At 68.9% G+C, this 11,053-nt stretch carries 8 protein-coding genes and 3 pseudogenes; 9 read left to right on the forward strand and 2 right to left on the reverse strand.

The features are described 5' to 3' along the window. Nucleotides 1–46 precede the first annotated feature (46 nt). The 4 genes from ACIQNU_RS26540 to ACIQNU_RS26555 are packed head-to-tail and all read left to right on the forward strand — an operon-like array spanning nucleotide 47 to nucleotide 4,900. Nucleotides 47–2,275 carry a polyribonucleotide nucleotidyltransferase gene (locus tag ACIQNU_RS26540; RefSeq protein ID WP_401371091.1) on the forward strand — a complete coding sequence of 743 codons (2,229 nt, stop codon included), beginning with the start codon at nucleotides 47–49 and terminating at the stop codon, nucleotides 2,273–2,275. After that, nucleotides 2,272–3,651 carry a M16 family metallopeptidase gene (locus ACIQNU_RS26545; RefSeq protein WP_401371094.1) on the forward strand — a complete coding sequence of 460 codons (1,380 nt, stop codon included), beginning with the start codon at nucleotides 2,272–2,274 and terminating at the stop codon, nucleotides 3,649–3,651. Before ACIQNU_RS26540 ends, ACIQNU_RS26545 begins: the two co-directional genes overlap by 4 nt. Before the next feature lie 38 nt (nucleotides 3,652–3,689). Continuing rightward, nucleotides 3,690–4,442, forward strand: a complete 753-nt coding sequence (gene dapB / locus ACIQNU_RS26550) for a 4-hydroxy-tetrahydrodipicolinate reductase (protein ID WP_401371096.1) — start codon at nucleotides 3,690–3,692, stop codon at nucleotides 4,440–4,442. Nucleotides 4,443–4,447: 5 nt separating this feature from the next. After that, complete coding sequence (locus ACIQNU_RS26555; RefSeq protein WP_401371099.1) at nucleotides 4,448–4,900, forward strand: hypothetical protein; 453 nt, start codon at nucleotides 4,448–4,450, stop codon at nucleotides 4,898–4,900. A gap of 52 nt (nucleotides 4,901–4,952) precedes the next feature. On the opposite strand, the gene ACIQNU_RS26560 is transcribed toward ACIQNU_RS26555, so the two are convergent. After that, nucleotides 4,953–5,510 (reverse strand): hypothetical protein, encoded by a 558-nt coding sequence (locus ACIQNU_RS26560; protein WP_401371102.1) that lies wholly within the window; start codon nucleotides 5,508–5,510, stop codon nucleotides 4,953–4,955. A gap of 91 nt (nucleotides 5,511–5,601) precedes the next feature. Then, nucleotides 5,602–5,841 (reverse strand): hypothetical protein, encoded by a 240-nt coding sequence (locus ACIQNU_RS26565; protein ID WP_401371104.1) that lies wholly within the window; start codon nucleotides 5,839–5,841, stop codon nucleotides 5,602–5,604. A 246-nt stretch (nucleotides 5,842–6,087) separates the two neighbouring features. Here ACIQNU_RS26565 and ACIQNU_RS26570 point away from each other — a divergent pair. The 5 genes and pseudogenes from ACIQNU_RS26570 to ACIQNU_RS26590 form a co-directional block, all read left to right on the forward strand. Continuing rightward, nucleotides 6,088–6,378 (forward strand): annotated as a pseudogene (locus ACIQNU_RS26570) (FAD-dependent thymidylate synthase); the annotation flags it as partial. Then, nucleotides 6,358–7,284 (forward strand): annotated as a pseudogene (locus ACIQNU_RS26575) (HNH endonuclease); the annotation flags it as partial. The pseudogenes ACIQNU_RS26570 and ACIQNU_RS26575, both read left to right, overlap by 21 nt. Nucleotides 7,285–7,287: 3 nt before the next feature. Then, nucleotides 7,288–7,737: pseudogene (gene thyX, locus ACIQNU_RS26580) on the forward strand (FAD-dependent thymidylate synthase); the annotation flags it as partial. A 254-nt stretch (nucleotides 7,738–7,991) separates the two neighbouring features. Then, nucleotides 7,992–8,891 carry a 4-hydroxy-tetrahydrodipicolinate synthase gene (gene dapA, locus ACIQNU_RS26585; protein WP_401371107.1) on the forward strand — a complete coding sequence of 300 codons (900 nt, stop codon included), beginning with the start codon at nucleotides 7,992–7,994 and terminating at the stop codon, nucleotides 8,889–8,891. A gap of 173 nt (nucleotides 8,892–9,064) precedes the next feature. After that, nucleotides 9,065–10,750: a ribonuclease J gene (locus ACIQNU_RS26590; protein WP_401371110.1), complete on the forward strand. Its 1,686-nt coding sequence runs from the start codon at nucleotides 9,065–9,067 to the stop codon at nucleotides 10,748–10,750. Nucleotides 10,751–11,053 lie beyond the last annotated feature (303 nt).

Here is an 11,053-nt window from a genome sequence, read left to right on the forward strand (position 1 = left end):
GTCCCCGGCCACACGGGCAGAGGACGAAGACGAGGAGAAATCACTAGTGGAGAACGAGACCCACTACGCCGAGGCCGTCATCGACAACGGCCCCTTCGGCACCCGCACCATCCGCTTCGAGACGGGCCGCCTGGCCAAGCAGGCCGCCGGTTCCGCCGTGGCGTACCTGGACGACGACACCATGGTGCTGTCGGCCACCACCGCATCCAAGAACCCCAAGGACCAGCTCGACTTCTTCCCCCTCACGGTGGACGTCGAGGAGCGTATGTACGCGGCCGGGAAGATCCCCGGTTCCTTCTTCCGGCGCGAGGGCCGGCCCAGCGAGGACGCGATCCTCACCTGCCGCCTCATCGACCGCCCGCTGCGCCCGTCCTTCAAGAAGGGCCTGCGCAACGAGATCCAGGTCGTCGCCACGATCATGGCGCTCAACCCCGACCATCTGTACGACGTCGTGGCGATCAACGCCGCGTCCGCGTCCACGCAGCTTGCCGGACTGCCCTTCTCCGGTCCGATCGGCGGCGTCCGCGTCGCGCTGATCAGCGGCCAGTGGGTGGCGTTCCCGACGCACACCGAGCTTGAGGACGCCGTCTTCGACATGGTCGTCGCGGGCCGCACCCTGGAGGACGGCGACGTCGCGATCATGATGGTCGAGGCCGAGGCCACCGACCACACGATCAAGCTCGTCGAGGGCGGCGCCGACGCGCCGACCGAGGAGATCGTCGCCGCCGGTCTGGAAGCCGCCAAGCCCTTCATCAAGGTCCTGTGCAAGGCCCAGGCCGACCTCGCCGCGAAGGCCGCCAAGCCGACCGGCGAGTTCCCGATCTTCCTCGACCACCAGGACGACGTCCTGGAGGCCCTCACGGCCGCCGTGCGGGACGAGCTGGCCCAGGCGCTGACCATCGCGGGCAAGCAGGAGCGCGAGGCGGAGCTGGACCGCGTCAAGGGTCTGGCCGCCGAGAAGCTGCTCCCGCAGTTCGAGGGCCGCGAGAAGGAGATCTCCGCCGCGTACCGCTCGCTGACCAAGTCCCTGGTCCGTGAGCGCGTCATCAAGGAGAAGAAGCGCATCGACGGCCGCGGTGTCACCGACATCCGCACCCTCGCCGCCGAGGTCGAGGCCATCCCGCGCGTGCACGGCTCGGCGCTGTTCGAGCGCGGCGAGACCCAGATCCTGGGCGTCACCACGCTGAACATGCTCCGCATGGAGCAGCAGCTCGACACCCTGTCGCCGGTGACCCGCAAGCGCTACATGCACAACTACAACTTCCCGCCGTACTCCACCGGCGAGACCGGCCGCGTCGGCTCCCCGAAGCGCCGCGAGATCGGCCACGGCGCCCTCGCCGAGCGCGCGCTCGTCCCGGTGCTCCCCACGCGCGAGGAGTTCCCCTACGCGATCCGCCAGGTCTCCGAGGCCCTCAGCTCCAACGGCTCGACGTCGATGGGCTCGGTCTGCGCCTCCACCATGTCCCTGCTGAACGCGGGTGTGCCCCTCAAGGCCCCCGTCGCCGGTATCGCCATGGGTCTGATCTCGCAGGAGATCGACGGCCAGACGCACTACGTCACGCTCACCGACATCCTCGGTGCGGAGGACGCCTTCGGCGACATGGACTTCAAGGTCGCCGGCACCAAGCAGTTCGTGACCGCCCTCCAGCTCGACACCAAGCTGGACGGCATCCCGGCGTCGGTCCTGGCCGCCGCCCTGAAGCAGGCCCGCGACGCGCGTCTGCACATCCTCGACGTGATGATGGAAGCCATCGACACGCCGGACGAGATGTCCCCCAACGCCCCGCGGATCATCACCGTCAAGATCCCCGTGGACAAGATCGGTGAGGTCATCGGCCCCAAGGGCAAGATGATCAACCAGATCCAGGAGGACACCGGCGCCGACATCACGATCGAGGACGACGGCACCATCTACATCGGTGCCGCCCAGGGCTCGCAGGCCGAGGCCGCGCGCGCCACGATCAACTCGATCGCCAACCCGACCATGCCGGAGGTCGGCGAGCGCTATCTGGGGACGGTCGTCAAGACCACCACCTTCGGCGCGTTCGTCTCCCTGCTCCCCGGCAAGGACGGCCTGCTGCACATCTCGCAGATCCGCAAGCTCGCCGGCGGCAAGCGCGTGGAGAACGTCGAGGACGTGCTCGCCGTGGGCGCCAAGGTCCAGGTCGAGATCGCCGAGATCGACTCCCGGGGCAAGCTGTCGCTGATCCCCGTCGTCGAGGGCGAGAGCGACGCCGACGGTTCCTCGGACCAGAAGGACGACTCCGACAAGTGACGTCCCGTAGTCCTCGCGCGACGGCCCGTGTCTCCTCGGAGACGCGGGCCGTCGCCCGTACCCAAACCCTCCTCGCGGGCAGGGACGGCATCGGCACGGTCCGCCGTACGACCCTGCCGGGCGGCCTCCGCGTCGTCACCGAGACCCTGCCCTCCGTACGCTCCGCGACCTTCGGCATCTGGGCCCACGTCGGCTCCCGCGACGAGACCCCCTCGCTGAACGGCGCGACGCACTACCTGGAGCACCTCCTCTTCAAGGGCACCAAGAAGCGGTCGGCGCTCGACATCTCCTCCGCGATCGACGCGGTCGGCGGCGAGATGAACGCGTTCACGGCCAAGGAGTACACGTGCTACTACGCACGCGTGCTCGACACCGACCTGCCCCTCGCCATCGACGTCGTCTGCGACATGCTGACCGGCTCGCTGATCCTCCAGGACGACGTCGACGCCGAGCGCGGCGTCATCCTCGAAGAGATCGCGATGACCGAGGACGACCCGGGCGACTGCGTGCACGACCTGTTCGCGCACACCATGCTCGGCGACACCCCCCTAGGCCGCCCGGTCCTCGGCACCGTCGACACGGTCAACGCCCTCGGCGCCGACCGCATCCGCCGCTTCTACAAGAAGCACTACGACCCGACGCACCTCGTCGTCGCCGCCGCGGGCAACATCGACCACCACAAGGTCGTACGCCAGGTCCGCGCCGCCTTCGACAGGGCCGGCGCGCTGGAGCGGACCGACGCGGAGCCGATCGCGCCCCGCGAGGGCCGGCGCGCCCTGCGCACCGCGGGCCGCGTCGAACTGGTCGGCCGCAAGACCGAGCAGGCGCATGTCGTCCTCGGCATGCCGGGCCTCGGCCGCACCGACGAGCGCCGCTGGGCACTCGGCGTCCTGAACACCGCACTCGGCGGCGGCATGTCCTCACGCCTCTTCCAGGAGGTCCGCGAGAAGCGCGGCCTCGCCTACAGCGTGTACTCGTACACCTCGGGCTTCGCCGACTGCGGCCTCTTCGGGGTGTACGCGGGCTGCCGCCCCAGCCAGGTCCACGACGTGCTGAAGATCTGCCGCGACGAACTCGACCAGGTCGCCGAGAACGGCCTCCCGGACGACGAGATCGGCCGCGCCATCGGCCAGCTCGCCGGCTCCACCGTCCTCGGCCTGGAGGACACGGGCGCGCTGATGAACCGTATCGGCAAGAGCGAGCTGTGCTGGGGCGAACAGATGTCCGTCGACGACATGCTGGCCCGGATAGCCGCGGTGACCCCGGACGACGTCCGCGCCGTCGCCCGCGACATCCTGGGACAGCGCCCGTCGCTCTCGGTCATCGGCCCGCTCAAGGACAAGCAGGCCGCCCGCCTGCACGAAGCGGTCTCCTGAAGCTCCGAACCGCCCAACTCCCCGTAAGGAACAAGCACATGAGCAAGCTGCGCGTGGCGGTCATCGGCGCCAGGGGCCGAATCGGCTCGGAGGCGGTACGCGCCGTGGAGGCCGCCGACGACATGGAACTGGTCGCGGCGCTTGGCCGCGGCGACAAGCTGGAGACCCTCGCCGAGACCGGTACGCAGGTCGCCGTCGAACTGACCACACCCGGGTCGGTCATGGGCAACCTCGACTTCTGCGTCCGGCACGGCATCCACTGCGTCGTCGGCACCACCGGCTGGACCGACGACCGCCTCGCGCAGCTCGACACCTCGCTGGCCGCCTCGCCGGGCACCGGTGTCCTCATCGCCCCGAACTTCTCCATCGGCGCGGTCCTCACCATGAAGTTCGCGCAGCTCGCGGCGCCGTACTTCGAATCGGTCGAGGTCATCGAGCTGCACCACCCGAACAAGGCCGACGCGCCCAGCGGCACCGCCACCCGGACGGCTCAGCTCATCGCCGCCGCCCGTGAGCGGGCCGGCAGCGTGCCGCAGCCCGATGCCACGGTCACCGCGCTCGACGGCGCGCGCGGCGCGGACGTCGACGGCATCCCCGTGCACTCCGTACGGCTGCGCGGGCTCCTGGCCCACCAGGAGGTGCTGCTCGGCGGCGAGGGCGAGACACTCACCGTGCGCCACGACTCGCTGCACCACAGCAGCTTCATGCCGGGCATCCTGCTCGGGGTGCGCCGCGTGGTGGAGACCCCGGGCCTCACCTTCGGCCTGGAACACTTCCTGGACCTCGGCTGACCCTGATGCGCGCGAAGATCACCTACGCCGTCACGGCGGCCGTCCTCGTCGGCTACTTCGTCCTGGTCGGCAGCCGTGGCGTGCTGCTCATCCGGAACGGCACCCCGCTCACCGTCACCTTCGGCCTCGCCGTGCTGGTGCTGCCGGTGATCGGGGTCTGGTTCCTCTGGAAGAACACCCGGTTCGTCCGGGACGCGAACCGGCTCGCCGCCGCCCTGGAGGCCGAAGGCGGCCTGCCCGTCGACGAGTTGGTCCGCACCCCCAGCGGCCGGATCGACCGCGACTCGGCCGACGCCGTGTTCCGCAAACGCAAGGCGGAGACCGAGGACACCCCCGACGACTGGCGCTGCTGGTTCCGGCTCGCGGTCGCCTACCACGACGCCCGCGACACACCCCGCGCCCGCAAGGCGATGCAGCGGGCGATCTCGCTGCACGCCGGAAAGCCGCTCAACGCCTGAGCGCGACTCCGTCAGGGCGCTGTCCAGGATGTCGGTCAGCCCAGGATGTCGGTCAGCCGCGGTGGTACTCCTCGGCCCACACCTCGACGGAGTCCGCCGCCCGCTCGAACGCCTCGGCGCGCGCCAGGAAGTCGGCGTTGTGCGTCGTCAACAGCGGCGCCGCCGGTTCACTCCGCCGCTCGCTCCGTACCAGTACGAGCGCCTGCCCCTGCACGGTGCGCGGCAGCCCCAGCCACCGCACGGGCTGCTGAACCGTCCGCACGGCGGTGACCCGCGTCCACGGCAGCGTCTGCGTGCTCAGGAAGCCCACGCGCCGCAGTCCCCGCGCGCTCACCCAGATCCCCATCCGCAGCAGCCGCAGCGCGGCGGCGATGATCAGCAGCGCGCCGGCTCCGCAGGCCGTCGCGCCGGACAGACCGCCCGCGAAGGCGATGATCATCGCGGCGAACAGGACGTACGAGGCGAGCAGCAGCAGGAGCGCGGCGGCCCCCACTCGCCACGGGCCGGGCCGATACGGCCGACGCCAGCGGTCACGGTCGTCGAACGGCAGCGCGACATCGGCCGCGGTCTCGTCGAAAGCGCGGTCGGCCGTCAGAAAGGGCAGGGGCACGACTGGTCCTCACTCAATCCACGCACGGGCTGTGCCCGGTGAGGCTAACCGAGCCGTGACCACGCCCACCACCCTTGGGGGTCCGGACGAGTCAGCGGTTCTCCGACGCCTCGGAGTGCTGCGTCGTCGCAGGTGACTGCTCGGCCGACAGGGCGGGCAGCCCGAAGATCACGGCGCCGACCAGGCCACCCACCACGGTGAGACCTATCAGAGTGCGGCCGACCATCTGGCTCGCCGTCGCCCGCTCGCGGGGCGGCGGTGTGACATTGCTGCGGAAAGTGTCGGCTTCGGCGATGAAGGCGAACGGAACGGGCTCGCGCCGACGGAACATGGGAAGCACGTCTCCTCGGGTGTCGAAGGGGTGTCGGGTCCTCGGGTGTCGAACGGGACACTGTCACCCATACAGACGCACGAACCCCGCGAGAGGTGCCCTGTTTCACCGAATTCGCAGAAGTTCCATGAGATTCGGTGCGATCGGCGCGGCTATGTCGGCGCTCGTGGCCGAACGACCGATTGTCAGCGCCGGGTCGTAGAGTGGGCGCCGCCCGATGGATGTGATGGGAAGGACCCCCCAACCGTGACCCAGACCCCGGCCGACGATCAGAAGCCGAGCTTCCGCGGCGATGTCTCCGTCGAACTGGTGAAGCACGCGGCGACGGACTCGGACGTGCTGTTCGCCGCCCGTGTCTCCACCGTCGGAGAGCAGTCGCTCGACGAGCTGAAGAAGGACCCGGAGCGCTCCAAGGGCCTGATCAACTACCTGATGCGAGACCGCCACGGCAGCCCCTTCGAGCACAACTCGATGACCTTCTTCATCAGCGCCCCGATCTTCGTCTTCCGCGAGTTCATGCGCCACAGGGTCGGCTGGTGCCTCGCGGGTGACACGGAGATCACCCTGGAGGGCGAGGCCGGCAACCTCCGCCGCCGGACCATCGCCGAACTGCACCAGCTCTGGCATCTGGACGTCGAGGACCGCCTCCCGCACTCCGCAGGCGGCGTGACCTGGCACAGCCGGGCGGGCAAGTGGACGGCTCAGGTCCAACGTGGCGAGACCAACCACTACCTCGGGCTGTACGAGAGCCGGGAGGCGGCCGAGTCGGCCGTCGCGGAGTTCCGCGAACAGCATCCGAGTACGCGGCTGCGCAAGCTCGAATCGGTGCGCCGCAACCACGTCCGCTGTTACGACGAGGAGACCCTGCTCGCCCAGCGGGCCAGGATCGTCGATGTGATCGAGTCCGGCGTCAAGCCCCTCATCAAGATCACCACGGCCTCGGGGAAGACCCTCCGGTGCACCGTCGACCACGCGGTGTTCACCCCCGAAGGCTGGTGCAAGGCAGGGGAACTCACGGTCGGGGAAGCCGTCATGGCCGCCGGCACGGCTCCTCGCCCTTCGCAGGCGCCGGTCCCGCCGAGCCTGCGGCGCGGCATCGGCGTATGGACCTCCCTGCAGCGACAGAGGCTGATCAAGGAAACCGACACCTGCCACCTCTGCGGCCACGACTTCCCCCGCGATCAGCTCGCCCTGGACCATGTGGTCCCGGCCGCGGACGATCTGACGCAGGCCCTCGACGAGAAGAACCTCGCCCCGGCCTGTGAGCCGTGCCATGCCGTCAAGAGCGCCGGTGAGCAGGCGCTGCTCCGGTGCGACGGCACGATCGCCAAGGCCGTTCCGGACCCGATCGTGGCCATCGAGGCGGACGGCGAGGAGATGACGTACGACCTTTCGGTCGAAGGGCCCTGGCACAACTTCCTCGCCAACGGAATCGTCGTCCACAACTCGTACAACGAGGAATCGGGCCGCTATCGCCAACTGGACCCCGTGTTCTACGTGCCGGACGAGTCCCGCAAGCTGGTCCAGGAGGGGCGTCCCGGCAAGTACGTCTTCGTGGAGGGCACCCAGGCCCAGCAGGAGCTGGTCGGCCGCGTCATGGAGGACTCGTACCGCGAGGCGTACGAGGCGTATCAGGAGATGCTCGCCGCCGGTGTCGCGCGCGAGGTGGCCCGTGCGGTCCTCCCGGTCGGCCTCTTCTCCTCCATGTACGCCACGTGCAACGCCCGGTCGCTGATGCACTTCCTCGGCCTGCGCACCCAGCACGAACTGGCCAAGGTCCCGTCCTTCCCGCAGCGGGAGATCGAGATGGTCGGCGAGAAGATGGAACAGCACTGGGCGGCGCTCATGCCCTTGACCCACGCGGCCTTCAATGCGAACGGACGCGTGGCTCCGTAGCACCAGGCCCGGGGCCCGCACGGCACAGATGTGCGGATCAACGCGGCGAAGTGTCCGTATTGCGGCATTTCGAGAAGTTCATCTAGCCTGATCAAACGGACCCGGCACTGCTTGAACCCCCGAGCAGGCAGTGCCGGGCTCCTCTTCCTCGTCACGTCCCGGCAGCTCTTTGTCACATCGACCGGCGTTTTGTCGTATCCGACCGCATCCCCCGAGGGGGGACCCCGCGCTGAGCAGCGAGTAGCGTATTACCCATGGCTCCGACCTCCACTCCGCAGACCCCCTTCGGGCGGGTCCTCACCGCCATGGTCACGCCGTTCACGGCGGACGGCGCTCTCGACCTCGACGGCGCGCAGCGGCTCGCCGCCCATCTGGTGGACGCAGGCAACGACGGCCTGATCATCAACGGCACCACCGGAGAGTCCCCGACCACCAGCGACGCGGAGAAAACCGAGCTGGTCCGAGCCGTACTGGACGCGGTGGGCGACCGCGCCCACATCGTCGCCGGAGTCGGCACCAACGACACCCGGCACAGCATCGAACTCGCCCGCGCGGCCGAAAAGACCGGCGCCCACGGCCTGCTCACCGTCACCCCGTACTACAACAAGCCCCCGCAAGAGGGCCTGCTCCGGCACTTCACGGCCATCGCCGACGCCACCGGGCTGCCCGTCATGCTCTACGACATTCCCGGCCGCAGCGGCGTCCCCATCAACACCGAGACACTCGTCCGGCTCGCCGAGCACCCGCGGATCGTCGCCAACAAGGACGCCAAGGGCGATCTCGGCCGCGCGAGCTGGGCCATCGCCCGCTCCGGCCTCGCCTGGTACTCCGGCGACGACATGCTCAACCTCCCGCTGCTCTCGGTCGGCGCCGTCGGCTTCGTCTCCGTGGTGGGCCATGTCGTCACACCCGACCTGCGCGCCCTCCTCGACGCGTATGTCGCAGGCGACGTCCACAAGGCCACCGAGATCCACCAGAAGCTGCTCCCCGTCTTCACCGGCATGTTCCGCACCCAGGGCGTCATCACCACCAAGGCCGCACTCGCCCTCCAGGGCCTGCCCGGCGGTCCCCTGCGGCTGCCGATGATCGAGCTGACACCCGAGGAGACGGCCCAGCTCAAGATCGATCTCGCCGCCGGCGGGGTACACCTGTAACCCCGGGTGGGTACACCCGTCAGCACAGACTTCACAACTTCACAACTGAATACGCACCACCGCGGGCCCGAACCCCACGTCGTCCCGCGTCCGACCACCGACAACTGCTTATGCACGAACGACATGCGCGCCACGTGCCACGGGTACGTGGCGCGCATGGTCAGGAGAGTCTTTTGAGTCATCCGCACCCTGAACTCGGCGCCCCGCCCAAGCTCCCGGCAGGCGGCCTGCGGGTCACCCCGCTCGGCGGCCTCGGCGAGATCGGCCGCAACATGACCGTCTTCGAGTACGACGGCCGTCTGCTGATCGTCGACTGCGGAGTGCTCTTCCCCGAGGAGGAGCAGCCCGGAATCGACCTGATCCTGCCGGACTTCACGTCCATCAGAGACCGCCTCGACGACATCGAGGGCATCGTCCTCACGCACGGCCACGAGGACCACATCGGCGGTGTCCCCTTCCTCCTCCGCGAGAAGCCGGACATCCCGCTGATCGGCTCCAAGCTGACCCTCGCCCTCATCGAGGCCAAGCTCCAGGAGCACCGCATCCGTCCGTACACCCTGGAGGTGGCGGAGGGAAACCGCGAGCGGATCGGCCCCTTCGACTGCGAGTTCATCGCCGTCAACCACTCGATCCCGGACGCCCTCGCGGTCGCCATCCGCACCCCCGCGGGCATGGTCGTCCACACCGGCGACTTCAAGATGGACCAGCTCCCGCTGGACCGCCGCCTCACGGACCTGCACGCCTTCGCACGGCTGAGCGAAGAAGGCATCGACCTTCTGCTCTCCGACTCCACGAACGCCGAGGTCCCGGGCTTCGTCCCGCCCGAGCGGGACATCTCCAACGTCCTGCGGCAGGTCTTCGCCGGCGCCCGCAAGCGCATCATCGTGGCGAGCTTCGCCAGCCACGTCCACCGCATCCAGCAGATCCTCGACGCAGCCCATGAGTACGGCCGCCGGGTCGCCTTCGTCGGCCGCTCGATGGTCCGCAACATGGGCATCGCCCGGGACCTCGGCTATCTCAAGGTCCCACCGGGCCTCGTCGTCGACGTCAAGACCCTCGACGACCTCCCCGACCACGAGATCGTCCTGGTCTGTACGGGCTCCCAGGGCGAGCCGATGGCGGCCCTGTCCCGCATGGCCAACCGCGACCACCAGATCCGTATCGTCCAGGGCGACACGGTGATCCTGGCGTCGTCACTCATCCCCGGCAACGAGAACGCGGTCTACCGCGTGATCAACGGCCTCACCCGCTGGGGTGCCAACGTCGTCCACAAGGGCAACGCCAAGGTGCACGTCTCCGGCCACGCCTCGGCCGGCGAACTGCTGTACTTCTACAACATCTGCAAGCCACGCAACCTGATGCCGGTCCACGGTGAATGGCGCCATCTGCGCGCCAACGCTGAACTGGGCGCCCTCACCGGCGTCCCGCACGACCGGATCGTCATCGCCGAGGACGGCGTCGTCGTGGACCTCGTCGAGGGCAAGGCGAAGATCGTCGGCAAGGTCCAGGCGGGATATGTGTACGTGGACGGCCTCTCCGTCGGCGATGTCACGGAACCCGTACTGAAGGACCGGCGCATCCTCGGAGACGAAGGCATCATCTCGGTCTTCGTCGTGGTCGACTCCAGTACCGGGAAGATCACCGCGGGCCCGCACATCCAGGCCCGTGGCTCCGGCATCGAGGACGCGGCGTTCGGCGACGTCGTGCCGAGGATCCAGGAAGCCCTGGAACGCTCCGCGCAGGACGGCGTGGTCGAACCCCACCAGATGCAGCAGCTGGTCCGCCGCACCCTCGGCAAGTGGGTCTCGGACAACTACCGCCGACGGCCGATGATCCTTCCCGTCGTGGTCGAGGTCTGACGAGACGTGAACTGGGAGCGGGGCCCCTCGATTTGCATCGGGGCGCCCCGCTCCAGTACGTTTACGGCTCCGCCCGAAGGGGAAGCCCACACGCTCGCGTGTACGGACACCTCGATCGGGACGGAAATTCCGACTCAGAGTCTCTGATAAAGTCGGGCCCGCCGGAAAGAAAAGCGCGTAAAGCGCTTGACTGGAAAGCGGCCGAGGAAATCGGAGCCGAAAGGTTCTGATAGAGTCGGAAACACCGAAGGGAAGCCCGGAGGAAAGCCGCAGAGAGTGTTCTGGGGTGAGTACAAAGGAAGC

It is taken from the genome of Streptomyces sp. NPDC091292 (assembly GCF_044757265.1).
Lineage (GTDB): Bacteria > Actinomycetota > Actinomycetes > Streptomycetales > Streptomycetaceae > Streptomyces.

Excerpts from the sequence above, each read along its gene's own strand:
- dapB (WP_401371096.1), top strand. The coding sequence starts at position 3,690 with ATGAGCAAGCTGCGCGTGGCGGTCATCGGCGCCAGGGGCCGAATCGGC.
- ACIQNU_RS26555 (WP_401371099.1), top strand. The coding sequence starts at position 4,448 with ATGCGCGCGAAGATCACCTACGCCGTCACGGCGGCCGTCCTCGTCGGC.
- ACIQNU_RS26565 (WP_401371104.1), bottom strand. The coding sequence starts at position 5,841 with ATGTTCCGTCGGCGCGAGCCCGTTCCGTTCGCCTTCATCGCCGAAGCC.
- dapA (WP_401371107.1), top strand. The coding sequence starts at position 7,992 with ATGGCTCCGACCTCCACTCCGCAGACCCCCTTCGGGCGGGTCCTCACC.